A 25,128-nucleotide genomic window follows, 5' to 3' on the forward strand; every position below is an offset into this window, starting at 1 on the left:
TCCTTCGCCGGACGGCCAAAGGCGCTGGGGCGGATGGCTTTTAATCAGTCGCATCGCAAACAGCCGGACCAGACCCTGCTATCGTATGCTGGACTTTCGTTGCGCGCAGGGCCAGATTTGCGCCCATGCATCACGTCACGCTCGCCGAAATGCAAGATCGGATCGCCGAACTCGCGAGCGCTGTCGAGGCGGGAGAGACGATCATCGTCACACGCGATGGCCGTCCGATCCTTGATCTCGTGCCGCATCGCCCCAGCCGCCGACTGAATCTGGCAGCGATCGAAGCCTTCAAGAAAGAGCGCGGGATCGAGCGTTTCGTCATGCGTATCCCTGATGACTTCGACGATCCTCTGCCCGACGATATTCTCTTGGGCGAGCATGCTGCCTGGCGATGAAATGCTTGCTCGACACGCACATTTTCATTGGTTTGCTTGAGCAACAGACCCATCGTTTCGGGCGTGACATCGCGGCGATGCTTGAAAATCCTGTTGCCGATTTTCACCTGAGTGTCGCTTCGCTTTGGGAAATTGCAATCAAGTCTCGGCTGGGCAAGTTGCCCTTGAACGCGGAACTCGAAGCGCTCCCTCAGGTCGCGGATCGGGCAGGCATTGCGATCCTTGCGATAAGGCCGGACCATGTGGTCGTGCAATTGAAGCAGGATCCGCCGACGCGCGACCCGTTCGACCGCCTGCTTCTGGCCCAATGCCAGCTGGAAGGCATGCGCTTGGTGACGGTTGACCGTGCTCTCGTCGAACATCCGCTGGCCATCGGGCCACGATCATCATAACTTTGGCGGCAGGGACCTATCGTGCTTGTGGACGAGCCGCTCCGTCAGCCGCGCCATGATCGCGCGCCGCTCCGCTTCGCTCAGGCGGCTCCAGCGCCCGATCTCGTCGAGCGAGCGCCCGCAGCCCTGACAGAGCCGGGTCGTGGCGTCGAGCTGACACAGTTTGACACAGGGCGAGGAGATGGCAGTCACAACGCGGCTGTCCCCAGCATCAGCGCGAAGCCGAGATAAAGCGCAATCTCGTCGAGCTGCTGCGTCGCGCCGGCGATATCGCCGGTCTGCCCGCCGATCAGGCGCCGGCACAGCCGCATGACCAGCAGGGCGTTGAGCGCGCTCAGCGCCAGCCCCAGCAGGAGCCCCCGCAGCGGCAACGCCGTTGCGAGACAGAAGCCCGTCGACAGACCGACGCCGATCGCGGAGGCCAGCCACGCCGTCCGCCGCGACGGTCGCCCGACCGCGGCCGAGGCGCCATGGACACGGGCAGGCGCCACCGTGGCCAGAAGCCGCACGCCCGACAGCCGCGACAGCACCGCCGCGATCAGGAACGCGCCCATCGCCGCGACGGGCCCGGCGCGGTCGATGATAACGGCGAGCGCGAAAACGCGCAGCAGGAGCGCAAGCCCCATTGCCAGCGCGCCATAGCTGCCCAGCCGGCTGTCCTTCATGATCTCCAGCCGCCGCTCCGGGGTGCGCCCTCCGAACAGACCATCGGCGCTGTCGGCAAGCCCGTCCTCGTGCAGTGCGCCGGTCGTCACCGCGAGCGTCGCGATGGCGAGCGTGGCGGAGAGAAGGCCGCCAAGACCGGCCGCTCCGGCCCCAAACAGCACAAGCGTCGCGGGCAGGGCGATGATCAGCGCCGCGAAGGGCAGGGCGCGCGGCACGGTGCGGAAATCGGGCGCCGCATGCGGGTCCGCCTCGCCGCGCAGGGCCGGCACCGGCAGGCGCGAATAGAACCGGATGCAGATCGCTGTCGCGATCGCCCAGCCCGGCCAGACCGGCCCGGGCGCCGTTGGCGGCGTGGTCGGCGCTTGCCTCCCCGCGACGTCCTTGTCCTCGATTGTCTTCATGCGCCGCAACCTATAGCAGCAGCGCCATCAGGCCAGCCATCTCGGTGGCGCGGCCCACCGCATCATTGCCGCATGAGTTTTTCCGCCATGGCCGCTTCAGCACTGCCCTTCGACGACGTCCGCGAACTCATTGCCGCCATGCCTGGCCCCGACATGGCCGCCGCCAACATGGTGCGCGCCCGCGACACGGATCTGACCAAGCCGGCCGGCAGTCTCGGCCGCATGGAGGAGATCGCCGAATGGCTCGCTGCCTGGCAGGGCAAGGGCAAACCCTCGGTCGATCGTCCGCTGGTTTGCGTCTTCGCCGGCAATCATGGCGTCGTGGCGCAAGGTGTCTCCGCCTTCCCGCAGGCCGTGACGCGCCAGATGCTGGAAAATTTCGCCGCCGGCGGCGCCGCGATCAACCAGATCTGCGCCGCCTTCGACCTCGGCTTCAAGGTCTTCGATCTTGCGCTCGACCTGCCGACAGGGGATTTCACGCAAGGAGACGCGCTCGACGAGCGCGCCTGCGTCGCCACCATGGCCTTCGGCATGGAGGCGCTGGTCGGCGGCACGGATCTGCTCTGCCTCGGCGAAATGGGCATCGGCAACACCACCTCGGCCGCCGCGATCTATGCCGCGCTCTATGGCGGCGGGGCGGCGATGTGGTGCGGCCGCGGGACCGGGCTCGACGATGACGGGCTGAAGCGCAAGATCGCCGCCGTGGAGGCCGGGCTCAGCCTGCATGCCGCCCATCTCAAGGATCCGCTCGAGGTGTTGCGCCGGCTCGGCGGACGCGAGATCGCGGCGATCTGCGGCGCCATCATCGCTGCCCGCTCGCAGCGCATCCCCGTGATCCTCGACGGCTATGTCGTGACCGCCGCCGCCGCCATCCTGCATGCGCTGGAGCCGTCTTCGATCGACCACTGCCTCGCCGGTCATCTCTCGGCCGAGGGCGCCCACGCTGAGGTCCTTGCCCGGCTCGGCAAGCTGCCGCTTCTGGCGCTCGACATGCGGCTGGGCGAGGGAACAGGCGCCGCGCTCGCCGCCAGCCTCGTCAAGGCGGCGGCCGCGATCCACAACGGCATGGCGACCTTCGCCCAGGCGGGCGTGGCGGGGAAGGAATAGATTGGTGCCGTTGATATAAGCAACTCATTGCGAGGGATGGAAAAGGTATAATTTCTATACTATATTGACTCATGCCATTCGAGTTCGATCCTCTCCAAAGCGCGGCCAACCTCGCCAAGCACGGGATCGATTTCCAACAGGCGCAGGCTCTCTGGGAAGATGTGCGTCTGCTTGAAGCACCTGCCCGGACCGAGGGCGAACTGCGCTTCATGGCAGTGGGAATGATCGGCCAAAAGCACTGGTCCGCGATTGATGTCTATCGCGGCGATCGGGTGCGGATCATCTCGGTGCGGCGCGCTCGAAGCGAGGAGATCGACTACTATGAAAACGGGTGATTTCGATCAGGCTTTCGATGACGGACAGTCCGTTGAAGACGAAATCGACTGGGCCAAGGCGCGTCGCCCGAACATCGAGACGAAACGCGTGAATGTCGATTTTCCGAGTTGGGTCGTCCAAGGTCTGGACCGTCAGGCGCAGCATCTTGGCGTGACCCGGCAGTCGCTGATCAAGCTCTGGATTGCAGAGCGGCTGGGCGACAAGGTGTCCAATTGAGCCACGTTTAGACCTGCGGCCGCTCACACGCACGGGTTGGGCAGTGCTGCGGGCGCATCGATCAGGCTCCCGGCTCCTGGACCACGGCAATGGTCCGGTGCGTTTCGCCTTACCCCTCGTAGCTCGTCCTCAACCCCGCCCGCTCGGCATGGCGCTCCTGCGCCAGTTCGATCAGCCGGGTCAGCAGCGCGGGGTAGGGCAGGCCGGAGGCTTCCATCATCTTGGGATACATGCTGATCGCGGTGAAGCCCGGCAGCGTGTTGATCTCGTTGAAGTAGAATTCACCGCTCTGGCGGTCGAGGAAGAAGTCGACGCGCGCCAGCCCGTTGCAGTCGAGTGCGACGAAAGCGTCGATCGCCAACTGCCGCACGCGCGCCATCTGCGCGGGATCGAGCTTGGCCGGCAAATCGACGCTCGCCCCATCCTGGTCGATGTATTTGGCCTCGTAAGAGTAGAACTCATGCTGCGGGCCGGCGTTCAGTTCGCTGGCGATGCTCGCCACCGGCGGCTGCCCGTCCAGCACCGCGACCTCGATCTCGCGGGCATCGATGCCCTGCTCGATCAGGACCTTGAGATCGTATTGGAATGCGTCGGCAAGCGCCCTGTCGAGATCCTCCCAGCGCTTCACCTTATGCACGCCGACGCTGGAGCCCATGTTGCAGGGCTTGACGAAGACCGGCAGCGTCAGGCCGGCGCGTGCCGCCTTCGTTGAGCCATCGGGATCGCTCCGGAAGTCGCGCCGCGCCAGGGCGAAATAGGGCGCGACCGGCAGCCCCGCCAGCGCGGCCAGCCGCTTGGCGATGTCCTTGTGCATCGAGACGGCCGAACCCAGCACGCCCGAACCGACATAAGCCGCGCCCGAAAGTTCGAGCAGGCCCTGCAGCGATCCATCCTCGCAAAGCGGGCCATGGATCACGGGAAACACCACATCGACCGGCGCGATGGCGGCAGTGCCGCTGTCGGACGGCAGGATCGCAGTGCGCCCATCGGCCCGCGGCTCGAAGCGGACCGATGGCGATTCCGACGGGATCGGCAGGCTTTCAGTGTTGGACGCATCGATCCGGGCAAGGTCGTGGCACTGCCACCGGCCCTCCTTGTCGATGCTCACCGGCACGGGCTCGAAGCGGTCGCGGTCGAGATAGCGCAGGACGGAGGCCGCCGATTTCAGCGAAACCTCATGCTCGCCGGACTTTCCGCCATAGAGCACGGCGACGCGCGTTTTCCGGTTCATGATCGACGAATCCGACAAGGCAGGAGGGAGGAAGAGAACGAGGCGAGGGCGTCTATGAAGGCAGGCTGTGGCGCGAATTCGGCGGATGTCACGCCGCCCAGGTTTCCGGTTCCGGCAAGGCGGCGAGCGTGTCCATCACCCGCACGGGCGGCAAGGTGACCGTCACCTCCGTGCCGGCGCGCGGCTTCGATTTCAGGCTGAAACCGCCGCCATGCAGGTCGATCAGCCCCTTGACGATCGGCAGGCCGAGACCCGAGCCCTGTTCGGCCGTCTTGATCGCCAGCGAACCGCGCCCGAAGGTCTGCAGTACGATCGGGATCTCGTCTTCCGGGATGCCGGGCCCGGTGTCGGTGATCGAAACATACTGCCCGCCATTGGCCGTCCAGCCGACCTTGATGACGATCTCGCCGCCCTGCGGGGTGAACTTGATCGCATTCGAGAGGATGTTGAGCACCACCTGCCGGATCGCGCGCTCATCGGCCCAGACCTTGGGCAGGGCTGGCTCGACCGCCTCGCGGATGGTCTGGCCCTTGGCCTTGGCACGCAGGTTGAGCATATGCCGGCAATCTTCGGCGATGTCGGCCAGCGACAGCGCCTCCTCGTTGAGCTCGTATTTGCCCGATTCGATGCGCGACAGGTCGAGGATTTCGTTGATCAGCTCCAGCAGATGCTGGCCGGAACTGTGGATATCGCCCGAGTATTCCTTGTAGGCGGCGTTGGCGTGTCCGCCGAAAACCTCGTTCTTCATCACCTCCGAGAAGCCGAGGATGGCGTTGAGCGGCGTGCGCAATTCATGGCTCATCGTCGCCAGGAAGCGTGATTTGGCGAGATTGGCCTCTTCTGCCTTGCGTCTCGCCTCATCGGAATTGGCGTTGGCGGTTTCGAGTTCGGCGATCAACGCGTCCTTTTCGGCGCGAAACGCGATCGTCGAAACCGAGCTGGCATAGAGGCGGTTGGCCAGGAAGATGAAGAACAGCTGCGCCGAAGCCGCCATCACGGCGGTCGTCATGCTGTCCATATCGGTGCGCCCCCAGAAAAAGGCGGCAATTCCGATCGCGACCGGAACGATTCCCGCATAGACTGCCATCGGAATGGACGCTGCGAGCATGACCGTCAGCGCGCTGACGATGAGCAGCGTGGTGGTGACGAAGACCTTGGCACCGGGCGCATCGACCTGCGCGAAGACGACCAGCATCAATCCCCAGGAGATGCCGTGGAGGCCTTCCGCCACGACGAACGCGCGGCGCCAGTGTCTGATCGGGGCTTCATCGGTTGCCTGCGATAGAAAGCGCCGGCTCAGCACGACGATGATCATCGTCGCCAGCAGCACGGCCCCGATCCAGGGCGTCACCGTGTAGACGGGCACCCACAGGCAGGCGGCCGCGGCGATGGCGAGCGCCAGAACCAGCGTTCCGACCGAGCCATTCATCCGGTATTCGGCGAAAACCCGCAGCAATTCATTGTCGAATGCGCGTTCGAGTCCGGTCGAGGAGGTCAGTCGCTCGCGCACGGACTTGACCTCGCGGGTGACGAGCTTGCGGCGTGCGAGTGCGTTCGGGTCTGGCCCGCGCCCACGCTGCACCTGTTCGGCCGTCACTTCCGCCATCGTCTGGAACGCAGTCTTCCTTATCCCGGGTGCGGTATGCGCGACGGGCTCGCCATCATGGTCGGTAAATCGTTAAGCTCTTCCTGATGTCGCGCTTTGGATTCACACCGTCGAAATTCGGCCCGCTCGGCTGGCGGCGCGTCAGCCGCCCGGTCGATCTCGTCGTGGCGCTGGGGATCCTCGGTTTGCTCGCAATCGCAGGGGCCGTCCTGCAATATCGCCTGGGGCCGGCGCAGACGCTCATTGGTGCAGCCCGTGTGATCGATGGCGACTCCTTGCGACTTGCCGGCGAGGAACTGCGACTTCAGGGTCTCGATGCGCCCGAACTGAGGCAAAGCTGCACCGACCGTTCCGGCCGCCCGGTCGATTGCGGCCGAGTGGCGCGGCGCGCGCTGGAGGCGATGCTGGCGCGCGGGATCGTCACCTGCGAGATCGGCAAGCGCGACCGGTACGGGCGCGGGCTGGCGACCTGTCGGCAAGGCGAGACCGACATCAACGCGACCTTGGTGAGAGAAGGGCATGCCGTGGCCTATGGCGGCTATCGCGCGGAGGAGGCGGCGGCGAAAGCGGCCGGTCGCGGCATCTGGGCGCTGACGTTCGAGCAGCCCGCGACCTGGCGGCGCGGTCAGGCACGCTGAACGCGCTCAACTGCCACACAACCATCACGATAAGCCTTGAAAGGATTGACCATCCGGCCTCCGGCATGATCGGGTCGCGCGCGATGGGGAGAGGATGTCGATGAAGCTCTATGATGGCGGTCGCGCGCCCAATCCGCGACGGGTGCGGATTTTCTTTGCCGAGAAGGGCGTTCCGCTGCCCGAGATCGTTCCTGTCGACATCGGCAAGCGCGAGCACAAGAGCGAAGCCTTCACGAAGCTGAACCCGGCGCAGAGGCTGCCCGTTCTGGTTCTGGAAGACGGCACGGCGCTGGCCGAGACCATCGCCATCTGCCGCTACATCGAAAGCCTGCACCCGCAGCCGCCGCTCTTCGGGCGGGATGCCCGCGAGCAGGCGCTGGTCGAGATGTGGAACAGGCGCATCGAGCTGGGCCTGTTTGCAGCGGTCGCGGCGATCTTCCGTCACTCACACCCGTCGATGGTCGAGCTTGAGACGCAGGTGCCCGAATGGGCCGAAGCCAATCGCGAGCAGATCGACGACCATCTCTGGATCCTCGAGCTGCAACTCGCGGGCAACCGCTATCTCTGTGGCGAAGATCTGACGGTCGCCGACATCACGGCGGGCATCGCCATCGATTTCATGAAGCCCTCCCGCATCACGCTGCCCGATGATTTCGTTCAGATCCGGCGTTGGCATGCCGAATTGTCGGCCCGTCCGAGCTGGACGGCCTGATGCGCGGGGCGATGATCCTCGTGGCGCTGCTGATCGCGCTGCCATTCCCGGCCCTCGCCATCGAACGGCTCGATGGTGAAGCCATCAGGCGCGCCTTCGAGGGCAATACGGTCAGCGGGCGCTACACCAATGGCGGCTTTTTCACCGAGTTTCATGATCCTGATGGCCGGGCGCTGGGCCATAATGGCTGGCAGCCCAACCGCGACGCCTGCTGGACCACACGCGCCAGCGAGGTCTGCTATTATTACGGGCCCCAGAGCGACCGCACGGTGCATTGCTTCACGGTGGAGCTCAATCGCGATCTCTATGTGCTGCGCAACACCAGCAACGGGCAGATCAATGCGCTGGCCTCGGTGGAGCTCGGCAACCCCCGCAAACATGGCGACCAGGGCGAGCCCTGGTATTGCGATGGGCTGATCTCGAAAGCGCCGGCCCCGCTGATGTCGCGTCGGCGTCTGGCGGCGCGCTGATCCTCGTTCCGGCAGACGCCATGACGGACCCGGCCGATCTCGAAAGGGTCCTGCGCGATCTGCGGGCCTGTCGCGTCTGCCGCGAGGCGCCGCTCTATCGCCCGCCGCTGCCCCATGAGCCCCGCCCGGTGATCCAGGCGGCGGCAACGGCGCGGCTCTGCCTTGCCGGCCAGGCACCGGGCACGCGCGTCCATGCCAGCGGGCGGCCTTTCACCGATCCCTCGGGGGTGCGCCTGCGCCGGTGGCTCGGCCTCGATGAAGCTGCCTTCTACGATGCGGCGAAGGTCGCGATCGTGCCGATGGGCCATTGCTTTCCCGGCCTCGATGCCAAGGGCGGCGACCTACCGCCGCGCCGGGAATGCGCGCCGCTCTGGCGCCCTCGCGTCTTTGCCGCGCTGCCGGCGGTCGAACTGGTGCTGGCGATCGGCCGCCATGCCCAACTCTGGCATCTGGGGGCGCAGGCCGGCGCGACCCTGTCCGAGACCATGACGAACTGGCGCGAAATCCTCGATCGTCCCGCATGGCCTCGCATCCTGCCGCTGCCGCACCCGTCCTGGCGCAACACGATGTGGCTGAAACGCAATCCCTGGTTCGAGAACGAACTCGTGCCGGTGCTGAAGCGGGAGGTCGCACGCCTCATGGCGTGAGGCGCGTTGCATGAGGCGCGTTGACGCTTTCAGCGGAAGCTGTAGGAGCCGGATTCGAGCCCGCGATCGACCTGGCCGCGCATCCGCACGACGGTCCGCACTGGGCCTAGTGCCGATTCGCCACGGCCTTCCAGCTGGACCAGCGCACCTGCCGACGAGCCATAGCCGCTGCGCGAGCTTTTGCCGAAATCGACCCGCACCGAGCCGCCGGCCCGCACGCAGAAGGAGGAGCCGTCGATCCTCACGAAGCCTGGCCCGTATTCGGGGCAGGGGCGGGCCGCGCCCCGCTGGTCATGGGCCGGCTTGGCGCGCTCCTTGGTCGGTCCGCGCCCCGGCAGCGGCTCGCCGATCGTCTGCGCTTGCGCGGATGCGGCGACCAGCAGGGCAAGGACGCTAAGGGTGGAGGGGCGGATCATGGCTTCGGTCCACAGACGGGCAGGCGCGCCATCACCACTCAACAACAAGGCGCGACCATGGCGCGCCACGATAGCCGCCTTCCCCACAAACGACAAAGCCCGGCTCGAAAGCCGGGCTTTGAAGACTGACATGCCGCGCCGGGGCGCGTCTGGCTCAGCGGGCGCGCGAGCGCACCTGGAAGACGTCGAAGCTCAATTCCGCCACCTGCCACCAGAGATACTGGTCGCCGCGGAAGGCGGCCATGGCCTCGATCGCCTTCTTGAAGTCGGGGTTCTTGGCCGAGATCTCGGTGTAGAGTTCGTTGGAGGCCTTGAGGCAGGCTTCCAGGATCTCCTGCGAGTAGGGGCGCAGCTGCGTGCCGGCGCCGACCAGGCGCTTCAGCGCCGGCGGGTTCTGCACGTCGTAGCGCGCGGCCATCTGCGTGTTGGCATAGGTGCAAGCGGCGGTCAGCGCGGCCTGATAGGCCTTGGGCAGCGCGTTCCACTTCTCCAGATTGACGAAGGCGTGGACGGTCGGGCCGCCTTCCCAGAAGCCGGGGTAGTAGTAGAACGGGGCGACCTTGGAGAAGCCGAGCTTCTCGTCGTCATAGGGGCCGACCCATTCGGCGCCGTCGATGGTGCCCTTCTCGAGCGCCGGATAGATGTCGCCGCCGCCGATCTGCTGCGGCACGACGCCGAGCTTGGCCAGAACCTGCCCGGCGATGCCGCCGATGCGCATCTTCAGGCCCTGCATGTCGGCGACGGTCTTGATCTCCTTGCGGAACCAGCCGCCCATCTGCGCGCCGGTGTTGCCGCAGGGCAGGCCGTAGATGTTGAACTTCTTGTAGAACTCGTTGAACAGGTCGTTGCCGCCGCCCTGGAACAGCCAGGCGTTCTGGCCGCGCGCATTGAGGCCGAACGGCACCGAGGCCGCCACCGCGAAGGTCGGGTCCTTGCCGACATAGTAATAGGACACGGTGTGGCACATCTCGACGGTGCCGTTGGTCACGGCGTCGGCAGCCTGGAGGGCCGGCACGATTTCACCGGCGGCGAAGACCTGGATCTGAAACTTGCCGTCGGTCAGTTCGGAGACCATCTTGGCCATGACGTCGGCGCCGCCATAGATCGTGTCCAGCGACTTCGGGAAGGACGAGGCCAGGCGCCACTTCACCTCGGGGGCCGACTGCGCGAGGGCGGGCGAGGCGACCGCGGCGGCGGCAGCACCGGCGGTGGCGGTCTGGATAAACTGACGACGCTTCATGGGCACATCTCCTCGGTCGGTCCCGGATTTTTTTCCGAGCGTTATGACGTCCAAGCGGGTCGGCCCCGCTTCCCTTGCGTTCTAAATCATGGCTTCACTGATCGCGAGCCTTTTCAGCGGCACGCTCTTCGACTTTCGGCTAGGTTTGGCGCCGCTTTGTCAGGGCCCTTCGAGGGTGGTTAACAGCGGCCATGCTCGAAACCGATCGCCTGCTCCTGCGACCGCCCCGCCCGGATGATCTCGACGCGCTCCATGCGTGGCGCAGCGACCCCGTCGTGGTGCGCTTCGTGGGCGGGCGCACGCTCGATCGCGAGGAGGCCTGGCAGCGTCTGCTGCGCATCGCCGGCCACTGGTCGCTGTTCGGGCATGGCTTGTTCATGGCGCAGGAGAAGGCTGGCGGCGCCGTCATCGGAGAGGTCGGCTTGTTCTACGGCCGCCGAGGCCTCGGGCCGGATTTCGATGCAGCGCCCGAAATCGGCTGGATTCTCGCCGCCAAGGCCCAGGGCAGGGGCTATGCGACCGAGGCGGCGATGGCGGCGCAGTCATGGTTTGCCGCGACGCAGGGCGAGCGGCGCTGTGTCTGCATGATCGACCCCGCCCACGACGCCTCCTTCCGGGTCGCCGCCAAGCTCGGGTACAAGCGCTATCGATCGGCCGATTATCATGGCGGCTCGGTTACGCTGCTCGAAAATCTGCCGGCCTGAGGGGCCGCAAGGGGAGGCATCATGGACCAGGACAAGCTCGCGAAACTCCGGGCGCGCTACGCCGACGCCAGCGGCGCCGACATCCACGACCCGCATTTCGCCAAGGTCGCCGCCGATCAGTTCAAGGGCGACAAGCGCAAATGGCCCTTCTCGGACGTCGCAACCTTCATCAGCGCGCCCTATCGCCCCGATGCGCTGAACCTGCCCGATCTCGGAGGTCTCGACGTCGCGATCATCGGCCTGCCGATGGACCTCGGCGTCACCAACCGCGCCGGCACCCGCCTGGGGCCGCGTGCCGTGCGCGCCGTTGAACGCATGGGGCCGATGGACCATGTGCTCGGCACGGCGCCGTTCGGTATGCTGAAGGTTGCCGATATCGGCGACGTCCCGTTCCGCTCGCGCTATTCGCTCGAAAGCTGCCATGAGGACATCGAGGCCACGTTCAAGACCATCGTCGCGGCCGGTGTCTCCACGCTCGCGGTCGGCGGCGACCATTCGATCACCTACCCGATCCTGAAGGCGGTCGGCGAGAAGCGCCCGGTCGGCATGGTCCATATCGACGCCCATTGCGACACCTCGGGCGCCTATGAGGGCTCGAAATTCCACCATGGCGGGCCGTTCCGCCAGGCGGTGCTCGATGGTGTGCTCGATCCCGAGCGCGTCATTCAGATCGGCATCAGGGGCGGCGCCGAATATCTCTGGGAGTTCTCCTATGAAAGCGGCATGACCGTGATCCACGCCAACGAGGTCGACGATCTCGGGATCGCGGCGGTCATCGCCAAGGCACTCGCCGTCATCGGTGACGGGCCCACTTACGTCTCCTTCGACGTCGATTCCCTCGATCCCGCCTTCGCGCCCGGCACCGGCACGCCCGAGGTCGGCGGCCTCACGCCGCGCGAGGCGCTCGCCATCCTGCGCGGGCTGAAAGGCGCCGACATCGTCGGAGCCGACGTCGTCGAGATCGCCCCGCAATATGACGCGACCACCAACACCGCTCAGTGCGCGGCGCAGGTGCTGTTCACGGAGCTTTGCCTGATCGCCGAGGCGAGGGCGCTGGGCAAGGGGCGGCCCTGAGAGGGGGGCGCTCACACCGCAATAGCCGAAAGCCGAGCCAAGGATCGGCCACAGGATCGGCCAGTCTCCTGGGCGCCGCAGCGCATTTCGATCGCGTGTCGCTAGCAAGCTGCTGGCGGAACTTAAGATTTTTGCTGTATAACAGGCCGTGTGGCGAGCGGAAGATCGGCCAACCCTATGATTTCAGCAATCGAATCGCCGAGCCGCATTGAGCCGGCGCTGATCGAGGAGCCGACAGCCGCGATCGCCGATGTGATCGCCGACCTGTCGGCCGCGTCGGCGGTGCTGGGGCGTAGCCTGCATCCCCGGACGGCGGCGAACCTGTCCGGCCTCGTTCGCATCATGAACACCTATTACAGCAACCTGATCGAGGGCCACGACACTCGGCCCCGCGACATCGAGCGCGCGCTGGCAGGAAGCTTCGACCACGACGAAGGCAGCCGTAATCTTCAGATAGAGGCTGCTGCGCATGTAAGGTTACAATCGAGCATCGACGGCATGGAGCGGCAAGAACTCCTCCCCGAGCCTGCCTCTCGAAAATTTCTGCACTGGCTGCATTATCAATTCTATCGCGATGCGCCGGGCGCAATGCTTCGGATCGAAGGTGCGGGCCGAAGCTTCATCATGCAGCCGGGCGAGTTGCGCTCGCGCCCGGAGCACGATGTTCAGGTTGGGCGGCATATCCCGCCGTCGAGCGATCACGTCGCTGCCTTCATGCAGCATTTCGAGTCCCGCTTCCGCTTTGAACGCCTCGGCAAGGCCGGGCGGATCATGGCGATGGCGGCGGCGCATCATCGGCTGAACTACATCCACCCCTTTCCCGACGGCAACGGCCGCGTCAGCCGCCTGATGAGCCATGCCATGGCGCATTCTGCCGGCATCGGCGCGCATGGGCTGTGGTCGGTTTCGCGGGGCTTGGCGCGCGGGTTGGAGAGCCGCACCGAGTACAAGATGATGATGAGCCATGCTGACATGCCACGCCAGGGCGACAGGGACGGGCGGGGTAATCTGTCCGAGCGTGCGTTGATCGAATTCGTGCTGTGGTTCCTCCGAATCTGCCTAGATCAGGTCACCTTCATGACCGGGCTGTTCGAACTCGATGCGCTGGCGCGTCGATTGCGAAGCTATGTCGAGCGGAGCGACAAGCTCAGGCCGGAAGCGGCCAGTCTTCTCGAGGAAGCCTTATTTCGCGGCGAATTCGAACGGGGCGAGGCCGCCAGGATTACCGGTCTGCCCGAAAGAACGGCGCGGCGCATCCTGAACGACGTCGTGTCGGAAGGCTTGCTCGCCTCGGACACGCCCAAGGGGCCCGTGTCGCTGCGCTTCCCCGCCGATACTCTGGAAACCCTGTTTCCGCGGCTCTATCCCCAGGCTTGACAGCTGGGCAAGGGCCGGCCCCAAGGGCGGCCCGTTACCCCTTCCGCGCCAGCCAGATGATGTGCCGGGCGCCGGCCTTGCCGCGATGGGCGCGCACCATCACCTCCTCGACGGAAAATCCGGCATGCTTCAGCCGCCCCGTGAAACGCCGGTCCGGCCCCTGCGACCAGACCGCCAGAATGCCGCCTTGGCGCAGGGCTGCCTTCGCGAGGCCGAGCCCGCCATCCTCGTAGAGCCGGTCATTGGCGGCCACCGTCAGCGCTTCCGGGCCATTGTCGACATCGAGCAGGATCGCGTCGTAGCGCCCGGCGCCCTCGCCGATCATGCGCCCGACATCCTGCACCGCGATCATCACGCGGGGATCGTCGAGGCAGCCCGCGAAGAGCTCGGCCATCGGCCCGCGCGCCCAGCCGACGACAGCGGGGATCAGCTCCGACACGGTGATCTCGGCCTCGGCCGGGAAACTCGCAAGCGCCGCGCGCAGGGTGAAGCCCATGCCGAGCCCGCCGATCAGGATGCGCGGCTTCGTCCGCCCGGCGAGCCGCGTCGCGACCAGCGTCGCCAGCGCCTCCTCCGAGCCGCTGAGGCGGCTGTTCATCAGCTCGATCGTGCCGAGCATGATCGAGAATTCGGCGCCGCGGCGCTTCAGCCGTAGTTCGCGGCCCTCGCCGGGCAGCGTGGCGGTGTCGAGCGGGATCCAGGGTATCACAGCAGATCTCTAAAGCGGTTGATCGGGGCGTGTGGCACAGGCGAAGGCGCAGATTTGCAGCCGTCTATAGCCTCCAGAACGCACCCATGCACAAAAATCATGCTCGTGCGCCTCACGCCGTGTTGATCCGACAACCGGTGCATGGCTATGGCATGCTGCGTTGCAGCGTGGCGCCGATGGCGCGTTCAGCAGATGAGCTCCCGATCCCGATGACCCTGGCGACCGATGACACCGGCCCTCGCATGGCTGTGCCTGGAACGGACGAGATCAGGCCGGTCGCCCATGTCGGGCTGGTGATGTTTGCGCTCGCCATGGGCGGCTTTGCGATCGGCACCACCGAATTCGCGGTGATGAGCCTGGTGCCCTATTTCTCGGTCGGGCTTGGTATCGACGAGCCCACGGCCGGCCATGTCATCAGCGCCTATGCGTTGGGCGTGGTCATCGGCGCCCCGATCATTGCCGTGCTGGCGGCGAAAGTCGCGCGCCGGACGCTGCTCATCGCGCTGATGGCGGTGTTCGGCATCGCCAATCTGCTGAGCGCGCTGGCACCGAGCTATGGCTGGATGCTCGCTTTCCGATTTCTGAGCGGCCTGCCGCATGGCGCCTATTTCGGCGTTGCAGCGCTGGTTGCCGCGTCGATCTCGCCGCCCAACCGGCGCGCTCAGGCGGTGGCGCGCGTCATGCTGGGTCTCACTGTCGCCACCATCATCGGCGTGCCTTTCGCCAACTGGATCGGGCAGGCGCTCGGCTGGCGCTGGGGTTTTGGCATCGTTGCCCTGCTCGCGCTGCTGACCATGGCGCTGCTCTTCGCCTATGCGCCGCGCGACACCATTCGTCCCGGAGCCAGCCCTTTTCGTGAGCTTGGCGCGCTCAAGCGACGCCAGGTCTGGCTGACGCTCGCGATCGGCGCGGTCGGCTTCGGCGGCATGTTTGCCGTCTACACCTATCTCGCCTCGACGCTGATGGAGGTCACGCAGGTTTCGCCCGCGCTGGTCCCCCTCGTCCTTTGCATTTTCGGGCTCGGCCTGACGGCAGGCACGCTCGTCGGTGCCTGGGCGGCCGATCGGGCGTTGATGCCATCTATCGCCGGCATGCTGCTCTGGACAGTTGCCTCGCTGGCGCTGTTTCCGTTTGCGACGGGCAACATCTGGGCGATCTCGGCCGTGGTCTTCCTCATCGGCACCAGCGGCGGCCTCGGACCGATGCTGCAGACGCGGTTGATGGACGTCGCAGGGGACGCCCAGACGCTGGCGGCGGCCCTCAACCACTCGGCCTTCAATACCGCCAATGCGCTCGGCCCCTGGCTCGGCGGCATGGCGATCGCGGCTGGCCATGGCTGGAGTTCGACCGGTTGGGTCGGCACCGCGCTCGCGCTCGGCGGCTTCGCGATCTGGATCGTCGCCGTGCTCGACGACCGCCGAGACGCAAAGGTCCGGCGAACCTGACGGCCATCGAACGGCCCTGCGCGTCCTGCCGCATAATTCGGCGTGCCGGCTCAGAAAAGCTGCGGATGCCCACTTGCGGGCAGGGCACGCCATCGCCCAATCTGTGGGCACAGCCGGCAAGGGCAGCGCTGACAGCCCGCCCGGCCAAATCTGTGTGGGAGGTCCCGATGAAGGGTTTCGTGAAATTCGTCGCCGCTGCGCTGTTGGCATCCGTCAGCGCCACCGGCGCCCTGGCCCAGGCCAAGGAGTGGAAGGAGGTCCGGATCGGCACCGAAGGCGCCTATCCGCCCTACAACAACCTCAACGCCAAGAAGGAGCTGGAAGGCTTCGAGATCGATTACGGCAACCTGCTCTGCGAGAAGATGAAGGTGAAATGCACCTGGGTGGTGCAGGACTGGGACGGCATCATTCCCGCCCTTCTCGCCAACAAATACGACATCATCATCGCCGGCATGAACGCCACCGACGAGCGCAAGAAGCAGGTGGAGTTCACCGCCGTCTACAACAAGACGCCGATCTGGATGGTCGGGCCGAAGGCGACCAAGACCAATGACATCACGCCCGCTGCGCTCAAGGGCAAGGCGATCGGCGCGCAGGGCTCGACCATTCACGCGAACTTCCTGGAGAAGTTCTACACCGGCTCCAATCCGCGCCTCTACCCGACACAGGAAGAGGCCAATCTCGACCTGATCAACGGCCGGCTCGACTATATCGTCGCCGATGCGCTCGCGCTCTCGGATTTCCTGAACGGCAAGGGCAAGGACTGCTGCAAGCTCATCGCCGAGGTGCCGCGCGACGCCGCGATTCATGGCCCCGGCGTCGCTGGCGCGATCCGCAAGAGCGATACCGCGCTGAAGGCCCTGTTTGACAAGGCGATCGCCGAGACGCTCGCTGACGGCTCGAACAAGAAGCTCGAGGAGAAGTGGTTCAAGCTGGCAGCCACCAACTGACTGGCCAGTGTCCGCACCTGCCGGCCTCGTGCCGGCGGGTGGTTCCCGCGTCCGTCGCGCCGGCATAGGTCGCCATGATCGAAAAGCTCGCCCTGCTCGGCTTCGGCGATGGCGGCTGGGGCCTCGCCCTGCTGCACGGCGCCGGCATCACCATCTCGATCGCACTGGCGACGCTGCCTTTCGGCTTGGCGCTCGGGCTGATCGTGGCGCTGGGCAAGCGCTCGGACAACGCCGTGCTGCGCTGGCTCGCGACCGGCTACACCACCGTCTTCCGCGGCGTGCCCGAACTTCTGACGCTCTACATCATCTATTTCGGCGTCCAGATCCTGCTGCAGCGGCTCTGGGAGTGGCTGGGCCTGCCCGGCTCCTTCTCGATGCCGCCTTTCGTCGCCGGCATGGTGGCGCTCGGGGTCGTTCTCTCGGCCTTCTCCAGCGAGGTCTGGGTCGGCGCGCTGAATTCGATCCAGAAGGGTCAGCGCGAAGCCGCCGCCGCGCTCGGCCTCTCCAAAGGACAGGCCTTTCGCTTGGTGGTGATGCCGCAACTGGTCCGCGTCGCGCTGCCGGGGCTGGGCAATAACTGGATGGTGCTGCTGAAGGAGACCTCGCTGGTCTCGGTCATCACCCTGCCCGACATCATGTTCATCACCACCCGCGCCAATGTCGCGACCAAGGAGCCGTTCCTGTTCTTCGGGGCGGCGATGCTGATCTATCTCTTCTTCTCCCTCGTCTCGGCCTGGGGGCTGGGCCGGCTGGAGGCGCGCACCAACCGCGGATACGCGGCCTTCGGGGGCGCGACGCGATGAGGTGGTGCGAATACCCAGGCTACATCGTCGGCAGCGAGGTCTTCCAGAACTATGGCTGCCGGATGTTCTCCGGCCTCTGGGTGACCTTCGAGCTGGTGGCGATCTCGGTGACGCTCGGTTTCGCGCTTGCGGTTGGGCTGGCGGTCGCGAGACTCTATGGCCCGCGCTGGGCGCAGGCCCTGATCAACGGCTACACCACCTTCTTTCGCGGCACGCCGCTGCTCTGCCAGCTCTTCCTGGTCTATTACGGGCTGGGCCAGTTCCGGCTGTTCTGGACGGATGTCGGCCTGTGGTGGTTCTTCCGCGAGCCGTTCTACTGCGCGCTCCTGACCTTCACCATCAACACCGCCGCCTATCAGGCCGAGATCCTGCGCGGTGCCATCCAGTCGATTCCCCGCGGCCAGTTCGAGGGGGCGCTCGCGCTCGGTCTGCATCGCTGGGCGAGCCTGCGCCACGTGATCATGCCCCAGGCGATGATCCTGGCCCTGCGCCCGCTCGGCAACGAGTTGATCGTGATGATCAAGTCGAGCGCGGTCGCCTCGCTGGTCACACTGTTCGACCTGATGGGCGCGACGCGTCTGGCCTTCGCCCGCTCCTTCGACCTGACGATCTACCTCTATGCCGCGTTGATCTATCTCGTGCTGGTCGAGGTCATCCGGCGCGTCTGGGACCGGCTGGAGCTCCGGCTGACGCGGCACATGGCGCTGCGCTGAGGTTGGACAGCGGAGACCCTGGCGCCTAGATTGGAGGCGATCATCGTCGCGCGCCGAGGACGGCATGGACACTTCACTCGATCTCGACCCGAAACTCGAAGCGCGGATCCGTGAGCTGGCGGAACGGCAGCAGCGCTCTGCCGATTCGGTCGTGGTGGAGGCGATCGAGCAATATGTCGCGCGCGCGGAAGCGCGGCTCAGCTTCGACGAGGAAGAAGAAGCCTCCTGGCGCGACTATCAGGCGACGGGATTGCACATCACCGGTGATGAATTGTCTGCCTGGCTGGACACCTGGGGCACCGATCCTGAAAAAGAGCCTCCCGCTTGCCACACCTGACGATCTCGCAAGAGGCGTTGTCGGGTATCCGTCGCTGCCGAACTTTCCTGCTCGCCCGAAATCCAAGGGCAGCCGATGCAGCATCTCAGGCGATCAAGCGCAAAATCGCCGTGCTCAGATCGCAGCCAGAAATCGGGCGGCTGGTGGCCGACAGGCCCGGGCTTCGCGAACTCATCATTGACTTTGGCGCTTCAGGTTATGTCGCCCGGTATCGGTTTGATGCGACAGCCGACCGGGTGGTCGTCACAGGGTTCCGCTATCAACACGAATTCGATGACTGAAGCATTTCCGAACCGGCGGCCTCCGCCCCCTTCCGCGCAACCCGATATCGCATACGCGCCGCTTTGCGCCGGCCATTCGGCGCGCTAGACCCCTTCACGAGACAAAAAATCCAGCGGAGCGAAACATGACCAAAGTCGCCTTCATCGGTCTCGGCGTGATGGGCTATCCCATGGCCGGCCATCTCAAGGCCAAGGGCCACGAGGTCACGGTCTACAACCGCAACCCGACGAAGGCGCAGGCCTGGGTTTCGCAGCATGCCGGCATCTCGGCGCCGACGCCCGCTGACGCGGCCAAAGGCCAGGAGATCGTCTTCGCCTGTGTCGGCAATGACGAGGATCTGCGCTCCGTCACGCTGGGCGAGCACGGCGCCTTTGCCGGCATGGAGCGAGGGGCGATCTTCGTCGATCACACCACGGCGTCGGCCAATGTCGCGCGCGAACTCGCTGCGGCGGCCCAACTCGGCGGCTTCGGCTTCGTCGATGCCCCGGTCTCAGGCGGCCAGGCCGGCGCCGAGAACGGCGTGCTGACCGTGATGTGCGGCGGTGAGCCTGAGACTTACGCCCGCGCCGAGCCGGTGATCGCGGCTTATGCCCGCATGTGCAAGCTGATGGGCCCTGCCGGCTCCGGCCAACTCACCAAGATGGTCAACCAGATCTGCATCGCCGGTCTCGTCCAGGCCCTGTCGGAAGGCGTGCATTTCGCCAAGCGGGCAGGGCTCGATGTCGAGGCCATGCTGGAGGTGATCTCGAAGGGCGCCGCCGGCTCCTGGCAGATGGAAAACCGCGGCAAGACCATGAATATCGGCAAGTTCGACTATGGCTTCGCCGTCGACTGGATGCGCAAGGACCTCGCCATTGTGCTCGAGGAGGCGCGCAGCAACGGCGCGCAGCTGCCGGTCACCGCGCTAGTCGATCAGTTCTATGCCGAGGTCCAGAAGATGGGCGGCCGGCGCTGGGATACATCGAGCCTGCTCGCCCGTCTCGAAGACTGAGACGTCCGCGACAGAGCACGCCCCGCGTCAAATGCGCGGGGCAGTTCCGCGACGGCCCAGATAGATCGCGCCCAGGCCGATCACGGTCAAGAGCCACATCAGCACCACCAGCGATGGCGGCCAGATCGTCACCAGCCAGCTGATCAGAACCGTCATCAGGGCGCTGAGCCCGAGCTGTATGGCGCCCATCAGCCCGGCGGCCGAACCGGCGAGCTCGGGCCGGGCGGAGAGGGCCTCGGCGGTCGAGCCGGGGATCGTCATGCCGTTGCCGATGGCGTTGAAGGCCAGCGGCAGGAACAGCATCAGCGGCGACCAGCCGGGGCTCAGCGAGAGCGGCACCGCGATCGTCATCGCCGCCGAGGAGATGGCGAGCCCGATCCAGACCATGCGCGGGGCGCCGATGCGCACCACAAGCCGCGCCATGGCGAAATTGCCGACCATGTAGCCCGCGGCGCTGAGGATGAAGAAGGCACCATAGGTGTCGCTGCCGCGCCCCATCGTCTCGACCACGATATAGGGTGCCGCCGCGATGAAGGCGAAGAACGCCGCCGAACTGGTCGATACGGCAACCACATTCAGAACGAAGACGCGGTTGGCGATCAACGCGGGAAACGCTCGGAACACCCCCAGAAGCGGGGTTCTCTGCCCGACATTCGGCGCCGTCTCCGGCAGACGTGCCAGCGTCAGCGCCAGGACCACGACACCAGCTCCGGTCATGAACCACAAGATCATGCGCCAGCCGAACGCGGTTTCGATCTGCCCGCCGAGCCAGGGCGCCAGCATTGGGGCGATCACCATGACCATGGTGACGCTGGCGATCTGGCTTGCCGATTCGTCGCGGCTCGCAGTGTCGCGGATGATGGCGCGCGACAGGGCGAAAGCCGAGCCCGAGCCGGCGCCCTCGAGGATGCGCGCCAACAGCAGCACCTCGATCGAGGGCGCCAGCGCACCGAGCACCGACCCCGCCACGAACAGCGCGATTCCGGCATTCACGCAAGGCCTGCGACCGAAACGGTCCGATAGCGGCCCGCTGACGAGCTGGGTCAGCGCTACGGCCACCAGAAACAGCGTCAGCGTCAGCTGGATCGTCGCGTAGCTCGACAGGAAATGGCGCGACAGCGCCGGAGCCGCCGGCGCCAGCAAATTCAGCGCGAGCGGCTGCAGCGCCGAAATCGCGACCAGCACGGTCAAGGTCGGCTTTGGCGCCATGGCGGTCATGCAGGGGGCGTGCTCGCGATCTTGAGCTTGGATTCGGGCAAAACGCGCTGGCGGTGCATGGTGTAGAGCCCGCTGGCGACGATCAGCGCGATGCCGACGCTGGCCAGACCATCGGGAACCTCGGCCCAGACGAAATAGCCGAGGATGACGGCGAAAACGACGACGCTGTAGCGATAGCCGGAGACGACGCCGATGTCGGTGTTGCGGAACGCGCCGACCATGAAGTAGCTGCCGGTCGCGACGAATACGGCAGCGCCGGCCACGTAAAGCGTCTCGATGCGCCAGATCGGCTGCCAAGCCTCCGACAGGCCGTAGACGACCGCAACCATGCCGACGAGCGCGGTGGTGGTCAGCGAGATCACGGTGGAGGGCACCTCATTGCCGATGCTGCGTGTCAGCAGATCACGCCCTCCAACCAGCACGGCGCTGATCAACGCCACGATGGCCGCCATATTGAAGCCGTCGGCGGCCGGGCGCACGATCAGCAGCACGCCGCAGAAGCCGACCGCCACCGCCAGCGTGCGGCGCCAGCCAACCCGCTCGATGCGCAGGATGACGGCGAGCACGACGATGATCAGCGGCGAGGTCATCAGGATCGCGGTGATGTTTCCCAGCGGCAGCAGCCCGAGCGACCAGATGAAGCTGAGCGCAACCAGGCTTTCGATCAGCCCGCGAAGCAAAACAACCGGCCGTAGCGCCAGCCTGAGCTTTCCGCCTTCACGCAGCAGCAGCACCATGGCAAAGCCCGTCGCGACGGCAACGATCGTTCGCAGGGTGATGGCCTGACCCGCGGGATAGACCTCGCGGGCAAGTTTCATCAGCGCGTCGTTGCAGACGAAGAGTGCCATCGCGGCCAACATGGCAAGGATGCCGCGGCGGTTTTCGTCTGGGCTGGCCAAGGCGGCGTCCGGTTTTGTGTGCGGGCCTGGCTCAGGCCGCGAAACGGTGGAGCGAGAAGGGCTCGAGATCGAAGGCGGATTGCCCCGAGGTCGAGAGATCGGCGAGGATCTCGCCGATCGCGCTGGCGAATTTGAAGCCATGCCCGGAGCAGCACGAGGCGAAGACGGCCTGCGGGACGCCGGGCACCGTGTCGATGATGAAATCCTCGTCCGGCGTCACGCTGTAGACGCAACCCTTCAGGGTCAGCGGCTCGCCGGCCGCATCGGGCAGGTAGCGCGCCAGGCAGTCGCGGATCAGCGCCACCTGACGCGGGCTCGGCGTGCGGTCATCGTCGCGCGGATCCATCGGCTCGCGGCCGAAATGCGGGCCGCCGAGCTTGAAGCCCGGATGTTCGTAGAGCGGGAAACCGTAGAAACTACCCTCCTCGACCGTGAGGATGAACACCGGGAAGACGCCTTCCCGGTAAAGCTCCGGCCGGCGGGTGGTGAACCAGCCGATCGCCTGCCGCACCGTCGTGACGGTCTTCGCCAGCGAGGGCACCGCATCCGCGATCCAGCCGCCCGAGGTGATGACGAGACGCCCGGCCGAATAGCTGCCGCGAGCGGTGCGCACCGTCACGCCGCCATCGGCCGTGGGCGCCCAGTCGAGCATGGGCTCGTTGGTGCGGATGTCCGCACCGCGCGATTGCGCCAGCCCGACATGGGCGTAGATCGCCTTTTCCGATGCGACAAAGCCGCCATCGGGCTGCCAGAGGCCGATATGGCCTGCCGGCAGCTGGAAGCCGGGAAAACGCGCCGCGAGCGCCTTGGCATCCAGTTGCTCATGCACGAGCCCGTGATCGAGGCAGGATTGCAGAGAGGATTCGACCTGCCCGGCGCCTGCCGGCGCGAGATCGAGCGAACCCGTGACATGAAGCAGCTTCATCCCGGCCTCATCGCCGGTCTGCCGCCACAGCTCATGCGCGCGCTGGACGATCGGCACGTAATGCGAGCCCTCGAAATAGGCGATCCGGATGATCCGCGTCAGCCCATGAGAGGATCCCATCGCATGGCCGAGATCGAAGCGCTCCAGCCCGAGCACCTTCAGACCGCGCTGGGCGAGGTGCCAGCAGGCGGCCGATCCCATGGCGCCGACGCCGGCGACGATCACGTCATAGCTGTTGCTGGTCATGGCGGGATAGCTCGGAAGGCGCGACGAGAAGGGGGAAGGAGGCGTCGGTGGGCGAAGCAGTCGGTGTCGTCGAGACTTACAAGGACAGGCCATGAGAATCCATGCGCTCTGCTGCCCGGTCGCCTTGTCGCCAGCGCGCGGTGGTTAGCCTTTGTTAACGACATCGACCCATAAAGGCACATGGCTTGAAGGGACTGGATGGGGTGATGCACCGCAGGGTTCGACGCTGGCTGAGCAGTCGAAGCCGGACGGACGCCGTGGAACCCGCACCGGTCGGGGCCACGCCGCCTGTCGGCGCGGTCGTCGAGTCCGGGCCGGCGACAAGCGCCGCAGATCGCGAGGCGGTCACCGTCCTTGAACAGGATGTCGTGGCGGCGATGCGCCGCCTGACGCTCGACCTCAGTCATGCCGAGCATTTTTCCGCCGAATCCGAGACGCGTTCGAGCGCGATCCACGAGAGCGTCCTGGGGATGCGCGCCGCAACCGCGACCGCGAGTGCCAATTCCGCAGCCCTGGTCACGGCATCGCAGCAGGTTTCCAATGCCGCCGAGGAAATCGGCAGTTCGATGTGCCATGCGCGCGACCGGCTTGATGCTGCCGCGACCCGGGCCGGCGAAGCAACGGAGATGATGACCGGTCTCGCCATGGCGACGGCGGAGATCCGCGGTATCGTCGATTCAATTGCCGAGATCGCCCGCCAGACCAATCTCCTGGCCCTGAACGCGTCGATCGAGGCCGCCCGCGCCGGCGAGGCCGGCCGCGGCTTCGGCGTCGTGGCGCAAGAGGTGAAGTCGCTATCCGTCGAGGTGCGGGAGGCGGTCGAGAACATCCGCAACCGGGTCGACCGCCTGACCCAGGCCGCGCATGGTTCGGCGGCGATCGTCACCGACGCGCTCCAAATGGTGCGCGACGTCAATCCGGTGATCGCCGCCATCGGCAGCGCATCCCAGGAGCAGGCGGCGGCGACCGCTGAATTGTCGCGCAGTGCCGGCGAGACGGCCCGGTTCATTGAGACTGTCGCGCAACGCGTCGACGAGATCGACGCCGTGGCCCTGTCGGCCGCAACGGAGAGCGCAAAGGCCCGCAAGGCGACGACCAAGGGCGCGAGTCAGGCCGGCGGGATGCTGCGGCGCTTCATCCCGACCTTGCGGCATTCCTCCTTCGCCGATCGTCGGCAGCATGACCGCTTCCCGGTCGAGCATGGCGCGAAGGCACGGCTCGGCGCCTTCGATTTCACCAGCCGGACCATCGATCTCGGCCGCGGCGGCGTGCTGCTTGCCCGCCCCGATGACCGCGAGCTCAGGCCCGGTCTGTCGGGCGTCATCGAGATCGCCGATCTGCCGCCGATGCCGTGCCGAATGGCAGCGACCAGCGAGCTTGGCCTGCACATGGCGTTCGATCGTCCGGCAATTCACCAGGCGCAGCTGCTCGACGGCCTGATCGAAACCATCGAGAGTTCCTATCGTCCGCTGATCGAGCGGGCGCAGGCGTTCTCCGCCGAGGTCGAAGCCTTGATCGAGGACGCACTCGGCGCGCGCCGCCTGTCCGAAGCCGATCTTTTCGACGTCGAATACACCGCCGTGCCCGACACCGATCCGCAGCAATACCGCAACCGCGCCCTGGTGGCCCTGGAGGCGATCCTGCCGCCCGTTCTGGCCCGTACCCTGGCCTCGGACATGCGTTTGCTCTTCACCGTGCCGATCGACCGCAACGGCTTTATCCCGGTTCATAACGCGGCCTATGCGCTGCAGCAGCGCCGCGAAGACCCCGTCTGGAATGCATCTCACTCACGCAACATGCGCATTTTCGACGACCGCGCCGGCATCGCGGCCGCGCGCTCCGTACGGCCTTTCTTGGTCCAGTCCTATCCGCGCGACATGGGCGGGGGCGTCACGCAGATGGTGCGCGAGGTCGATGCGCCGCTCAGGGTGAACGGCCGGCATTGGGGCGGCGTGCGCATGGCCTACCGCATGTAGCGCCGC

At 66.1% G+C, this 25,128-nt stretch carries 30 protein-coding genes; 20 read left to right on the top strand and 10 right to left on the bottom strand.

The window, feature by feature from the left end; all coding sequences use genetic code 11:
- The first annotated feature begins 125 nt into the window (after positions 1–125).
- Both IP69_RS01115 and IP69_RS01120 read left to right on the top strand, forming a co-directional pair.
- Complete coding sequence (locus tag IP69_RS01115) at positions 126–395, top strand: hypothetical protein (RefSeq protein WP_054140972.1); 270 nt, start codon at positions 126–128, stop codon at positions 393–395.
- Positions 392–787 (top strand): type II toxin-antitoxin system VapC family toxin, encoded by a 396-nt coding sequence (locus IP69_RS01120; RefSeq protein WP_054140973.1) that lies wholly within the window; start codon positions 392–394, stop codon positions 785–787. The genes IP69_RS01115 and IP69_RS01120 overlap by 4 nt, the downstream gene beginning before the upstream one ends.
- On the opposite strand, the gene IP69_RS01125 is transcribed toward IP69_RS01120, so the two are convergent.
- Together IP69_RS01125 and IP69_RS01130 are read right to left on the bottom strand one after the other, a co-directional pair.
- Positions 782–970: a DUF1289 domain-containing protein gene (locus IP69_RS01125; RefSeq protein ID WP_197279643.1), complete on the bottom strand. Its 189-nt coding sequence runs from the start codon at positions 968–970 to the stop codon at positions 782–784. The two genes, IP69_RS01120 and IP69_RS01125, sit on opposite strands and share 6 nt — an antisense overlap.
- 5 nt (positions 971–975) lie before the next feature.
- On the bottom strand, positions 976–1,854 hold the full coding sequence (locus IP69_RS01130; protein ID WP_082358743.1) for an adenosylcobinamide-GDP ribazoletransferase: 879 nt from the start codon (positions 1,852–1,854) through the stop codon (positions 976–978).
- Positions 1,855–1,941: 87 nt separating this feature from the next.
- Between IP69_RS01130 and cobT the strand changes: the two genes are divergently transcribed.
- From cobT to IP69_RS01145, 3 genes are all read left to right on the top strand, one after another.
- Positions 1,942–2,961, top strand: coding sequence for a nicotinate-nucleotide--dimethylbenzimidazole phosphoribosyltransferase (gene cobT, locus IP69_RS01135; protein ID WP_054140975.1), 1,020 nt, complete (start codon positions 1,942–1,944; stop codon positions 2,959–2,961).
- Positions 2,962–3,032: 71 nt separating this feature from the next.
- Positions 3,033–3,296 carry a BrnT family toxin gene (locus tag IP69_RS01140; protein ID WP_054140976.1) on the top strand — a complete coding sequence of 88 codons (264 nt, stop codon included), beginning with the start codon at positions 3,033–3,035 and terminating at the stop codon, positions 3,294–3,296.
- The gene (locus IP69_RS01145; protein ID WP_054140977.1) at positions 3,283–3,513 is read left to right on the top strand and encodes a hypothetical protein; all 231 of its coding nucleotides are present in this window, start codon (positions 3,283–3,285) and stop codon (positions 3,511–3,513) included. Before IP69_RS01140 ends, IP69_RS01145 begins: the two co-directional genes overlap by 14 nt.
- A 109-nt stretch (positions 3,514–3,622) precedes the next feature.
- On the opposite strand, the gene IP69_RS01150 is transcribed toward IP69_RS01145, so the two are convergent.
- Entirely contained in the window at positions 3,623–4,744 is a 1,122-nt protein-coding gene (locus tag IP69_RS01150) for a D-alanine--D-alanine ligase family protein (RefSeq protein ID WP_054141391.1), read from the bottom strand.
- 88 nt (positions 4,745–4,832) lie between these two features.
- The gene (locus tag IP69_RS01155; protein WP_054140978.1) at positions 4,833–6,350 is read right to left on the bottom strand and encodes a HAMP domain-containing sensor histidine kinase; all 1,518 of its coding nucleotides are present in this window, start codon (positions 6,348–6,350) and stop codon (positions 4,833–4,835) included.
- Positions 6,351–6,436: 86 nt separating this feature from the next.
- On the opposite strand from IP69_RS01155, the gene IP69_RS01160 reads away from it, so the two are divergent.
- The 4 genes from IP69_RS01160 to IP69_RS01175 all read left to right on the top strand — a co-directional run bounded on the left by IP69_RS01160 (position 6,437) and on the right by IP69_RS01175 (position 8,817).
- Complete coding sequence (locus tag IP69_RS01160) at positions 6,437–6,988, top strand: thermonuclease family protein (RefSeq protein ID WP_082358749.1); 552 nt, start codon at positions 6,437–6,439, stop codon at positions 6,986–6,988.
- Positions 6,989–7,088: 100 nt separating this feature from the next.
- A complete protein-coding gene (locus IP69_RS01165) occupies positions 7,089–7,700 on the top strand; it encodes a glutathione S-transferase family protein (protein ID WP_054141393.1) in 612 nt (203 codons plus the stop codon).
- Positions 7,700–8,170, top strand: coding sequence for a hypothetical protein (locus IP69_RS01170; RefSeq protein ID WP_054140979.1), 471 nt, complete (start codon positions 7,700–7,702; stop codon positions 8,168–8,170). The genes IP69_RS01165 and IP69_RS01170 overlap by 1 nt, the downstream gene beginning before the upstream one ends.
- Positions 8,171–8,190: 20 nt before the next feature.
- Complete coding sequence (locus IP69_RS01175; protein WP_054140980.1) at positions 8,191–8,817, top strand: uracil-DNA glycosylase family protein; 627 nt, start codon at positions 8,191–8,193, stop codon at positions 8,815–8,817.
- A 29-nt stretch (positions 8,818–8,846) separates the two neighbouring features.
- Here the strand turns inward: IP69_RS01175 and IP69_RS01180 are convergent, their stop codons facing one another.
- Positions 8,847–9,233, bottom strand: a complete 387-nt coding sequence (locus IP69_RS01180) for a hypothetical protein (protein ID WP_054140981.1) — start codon at positions 9,231–9,233, stop codon at positions 8,847–8,849.
- Positions 9,234–9,387: 154 nt separating this feature from the next.
- Positions 9,388–10,473, bottom strand: coding sequence for a TRAP transporter substrate-binding protein (locus tag IP69_RS01185; protein WP_054140982.1), 1,086 nt, complete (start codon positions 10,471–10,473; stop codon positions 9,388–9,390).
- Between the two features lie 191 nt (positions 10,474–10,664).
- On the opposite strand from IP69_RS01185, the gene IP69_RS01190 reads away from it, so the two are divergent.
- The 3 genes from IP69_RS01190 (at position 10,665) to IP69_RS01200 (ending at position 13,628) form a co-directional block, all read left to right on the top strand.
- On the top strand, positions 10,665–11,177 hold the full coding sequence (locus IP69_RS01190; RefSeq protein WP_054140983.1) for a GNAT family N-acetyltransferase: 513 nt from the start codon (positions 10,665–10,667) through the stop codon (positions 11,175–11,177).
- A 21-nt stretch (positions 11,178–11,198) separates the two neighbouring features.
- A complete protein-coding gene (speB, locus tag IP69_RS01195; protein ID WP_197279609.1) occupies positions 11,199–12,251 on the top strand; it encodes an agmatinase in 1,053 nt (350 codons plus the stop codon).
- A gap of 177 nt (positions 12,252–12,428) precedes the next feature.
- Positions 12,429–13,628, top strand: a complete 1,200-nt coding sequence (locus IP69_RS01200; protein ID WP_054140985.1) for a Fic family protein — start codon at positions 12,429–12,431, stop codon at positions 13,626–13,628.
- A gap of 34 nt (positions 13,629–13,662) precedes the next feature.
- Here the strand turns inward: IP69_RS01200 and IP69_RS01205 are convergent, their stop codons facing one another.
- Positions 13,663–14,337: a hypothetical protein gene (locus IP69_RS01205; RefSeq protein WP_054140986.1), complete on the bottom strand. Its 675-nt coding sequence runs from the start codon at positions 14,335–14,337 to the stop codon at positions 13,663–13,665.
- A gap of 242 nt (positions 14,338–14,579) precedes the next feature.
- On the opposite strand from IP69_RS01205, the gene IP69_RS01210 reads away from it, so the two are divergent.
- The 7 genes from IP69_RS01210 to IP69_RS01240 all read left to right on the top strand — a co-directional run bounded on the left by IP69_RS01210 (position 14,580) and on the right by IP69_RS01240 (position 19,858).
- Positions 14,580–15,782, top strand: coding sequence for an MFS transporter (locus IP69_RS01210; RefSeq protein ID WP_054141394.1), 1,203 nt, complete (start codon positions 14,580–14,582; stop codon positions 15,780–15,782).
- A gap of 167 nt (positions 15,783–15,949) precedes the next feature.
- Positions 15,950–16,732 carry a transporter substrate-binding domain-containing protein gene (locus tag IP69_RS01215; RefSeq protein ID WP_054140987.1) on the top strand — a complete coding sequence of 261 codons (783 nt, stop codon included), beginning with the start codon at positions 15,950–15,952 and terminating at the stop codon, positions 16,730–16,732.
- A gap of 74 nt (positions 16,733–16,806) precedes the next feature.
- A complete protein-coding gene (locus tag IP69_RS01220; protein WP_054140988.1) occupies positions 16,807–17,535 on the top strand; it encodes an ABC transporter permease subunit in 729 nt (242 codons plus the stop codon).
- Positions 17,532–18,248: an ABC transporter permease gene (locus IP69_RS01225; protein ID WP_054140989.1), complete on the top strand. Its 717-nt coding sequence runs from the start codon at positions 17,532–17,534 to the stop codon at positions 18,246–18,248. Before IP69_RS01220 ends, IP69_RS01225 begins: the two co-directional genes overlap by 4 nt.
- Positions 18,249–18,312: 64 nt before the next feature.
- Positions 18,313–18,585 (top strand): CopG family transcriptional regulator, encoded by a 273-nt coding sequence (locus IP69_RS01230; RefSeq protein ID WP_054140990.1) that lies wholly within the window; start codon positions 18,313–18,315, stop codon positions 18,583–18,585.
- On the top strand, positions 18,573–18,866 hold the full coding sequence (locus tag IP69_RS21255; RefSeq protein WP_082358752.1) for a type II toxin-antitoxin system RelE/ParE family toxin: 294 nt from the start codon (positions 18,573–18,575) through the stop codon (positions 18,864–18,866). The genes IP69_RS01230 and IP69_RS21255 overlap by 13 nt, the downstream gene beginning before the upstream one ends.
- Positions 18,867–18,991: 125 nt before the next feature.
- The gene (locus IP69_RS01240) at positions 18,992–19,858 is read left to right on the top strand and encodes an NAD(P)-dependent oxidoreductase (RefSeq protein WP_054140991.1); all 867 of its coding nucleotides are present in this window, start codon (positions 18,992–18,994) and stop codon (positions 19,856–19,858) included.
- Positions 19,859–19,885: 27 nt separating this feature from the next.
- On the opposite strand, the gene IP69_RS01245 is transcribed toward IP69_RS01240, so the two are convergent.
- From IP69_RS01245 to solA, 3 genes are read right to left on the bottom strand one after another with little or no spacing between them, the layout of a single operon-like run.
- The gene (locus tag IP69_RS01245) at positions 19,886–21,076 is read right to left on the bottom strand and encodes a multidrug effflux MFS transporter (RefSeq protein ID WP_054140992.1); all 1,191 of its coding nucleotides are present in this window, start codon (positions 21,074–21,076) and stop codon (positions 19,886–19,888) included.
- On the bottom strand, positions 21,073–21,975 hold the full coding sequence (locus tag IP69_RS01250) for a DMT family transporter (RefSeq protein WP_197279610.1): 903 nt from the start codon (positions 21,973–21,975) through the stop codon (positions 21,073–21,075). The genes IP69_RS01245 and IP69_RS01250 overlap by 4 nt, the downstream gene beginning before the upstream one ends.
- A gap of 31 nt (positions 21,976–22,006) precedes the next feature.
- Complete coding sequence (gene solA / locus IP69_RS01255; protein ID WP_054140994.1) at positions 22,007–23,146, bottom strand: N-methyl-L-tryptophan oxidase; 1,140 nt, start codon at positions 23,144–23,146, stop codon at positions 22,007–22,009.
- 257 nt (positions 23,147–23,403) lie between these two features.
- On the opposite strand from solA, the gene IP69_RS01260 reads away from it, so the two are divergent.
- Positions 23,404–25,122 carry a methyl-accepting chemotaxis protein gene (locus IP69_RS01260; RefSeq protein ID WP_054140995.1) on the top strand — a complete coding sequence of 573 codons (1,719 nt, stop codon included), beginning with the start codon at positions 23,404–23,406 and terminating at the stop codon, positions 25,120–25,122.
- Positions 25,123–25,128 lie beyond the last annotated feature (6 nt).

This window comes from Allobosea sp. AAP35 (genome assembly GCF_001295925.1).
In the GTDB taxonomy this organism is placed as follows: domain Bacteria; phylum Pseudomonadota; class Alphaproteobacteria; order Rhizobiales; family Beijerinckiaceae; genus Allobosea.

Coding starts and splice junctions, on each gene's coding strand:
- IP69_RS01155 (WP_054140978.1), bottom strand. CDS start 6,350: ATGGCGGAAGTGACGGCCGAACAGGTGCAGCGTGGGCGCGGGCCAGAC.
- IP69_RS01210 (WP_054141394.1), top strand. CDS start 14,580: ATGGCTGTGCCTGGAACGGACGAGATCAGGCCGGTCGCCCATGTCGGG.
- IP69_RS01115 (WP_054140972.1), top strand. CDS start 126: ATGCATCACGTCACGCTCGCCGAAATGCAAGATCGGATCGCCGAACTC.
- IP69_RS01150 (WP_054141391.1), bottom strand. CDS start 4,744: ATGAACCGGAAAACGCGCGTCGCCGTGCTCTATGGCGGAAAGTCCGGC.
- IP69_RS01220 (WP_054140988.1), top strand. CDS start 16,807: ATGATCGAAAAGCTCGCCCTGCTCGGCTTCGGCGATGGCGGCTGGGGC.
- IP69_RS01215 (WP_054140987.1), top strand. CDS start 15,950: ATGAAGGGTTTCGTGAAATTCGTCGCCGCTGCGCTGTTGGCATCCGTC.
- cobT (WP_054140975.1), top strand. CDS start 1,942: ATGGCCGCTTCAGCACTGCCCTTCGACGACGTCCGCGAACTCATTGCC.
- IP69_RS01175 (WP_054140980.1), top strand. CDS start 8,191: ATGACGGACCCGGCCGATCTCGAAAGGGTCCTGCGCGATCTGCGGGCC.
- IP69_RS01165 (WP_054141393.1), top strand. CDS start 7,089: ATGAAGCTCTATGATGGCGGTCGCGCGCCCAATCCGCGACGGGTGCGG.
- IP69_RS01245 (WP_054140992.1), bottom strand. CDS start 21,076: ATGACCGCCATGGCGCCAAAGCCGACCTTGACCGTGCTGGTCGCGATT.
- IP69_RS01225 (WP_054140989.1), top strand. CDS start 17,532: ATGAGGTGGTGCGAATACCCAGGCTACATCGTCGGCAGCGAGGTCTTC.
- IP69_RS01185 (WP_054140982.1), bottom strand. CDS start 10,473: ATGAAGCGTCGTCAGTTTATCCAGACCGCCACCGCCGGTGCTGCCGCC.
- IP69_RS01130 (WP_082358743.1), bottom strand. CDS start 1,854: ATGAAGACAATCGAGGACAAGGACGTCGCGGGGAGGCAAGCGCCGACC.
- IP69_RS01240 (WP_054140991.1), top strand. CDS start 18,992: ATGACCAAAGTCGCCTTCATCGGTCTCGGCGTGATGGGCTATCCCATG.
- IP69_RS01140 (WP_054140976.1), top strand. CDS start 3,033: ATGCCATTCGAGTTCGATCCTCTCCAAAGCGCGGCCAACCTCGCCAAG.
- IP69_RS01120 (WP_054140973.1), top strand. CDS start 392: ATGAAATGCTTGCTCGACACGCACATTTTCATTGGTTTGCTTGAGCAA.
- speB (WP_197279609.1), top strand. CDS start 11,199: ATGGACCAGGACAAGCTCGCGAAACTCCGGGCGCGCTACGCCGACGCC.
- IP69_RS01170 (WP_054140979.1), top strand. CDS start 7,700: ATGCGCGGGGCGATGATCCTCGTGGCGCTGCTGATCGCGCTGCCATTC.
- IP69_RS01200 (WP_054140985.1), top strand. CDS start 12,429: ATGATTTCAGCAATCGAATCGCCGAGCCGCATTGAGCCGGCGCTGATC.
- solA (WP_054140994.1), bottom strand. CDS start 23,146: ATGACCAGCAACAGCTATGACGTGATCGTCGCCGGCGTCGGCGCCATG.
- IP69_RS01145 (WP_054140977.1), top strand. CDS start 3,283: ATGAAAACGGGTGATTTCGATCAGGCTTTCGATGACGGACAGTCCGTT.
- IP69_RS01190 (WP_054140983.1), top strand. CDS start 10,665: ATGCTCGAAACCGATCGCCTGCTCCTGCGACCGCCCCGCCCGGATGAT.
- IP69_RS01180 (WP_054140981.1), bottom strand. CDS start 9,233: ATGATCCGCCCCTCCACCCTTAGCGTCCTTGCCCTGCTGGTCGCCGCA.
- IP69_RS01230 (WP_054140990.1), top strand. CDS start 18,313: ATGGACACTTCACTCGATCTCGACCCGAAACTCGAAGCGCGGATCCGT.
- IP69_RS01160 (WP_082358749.1), top strand. CDS start 6,437: ATGTCGCGCTTTGGATTCACACCGTCGAAATTCGGCCCGCTCGGCTGG.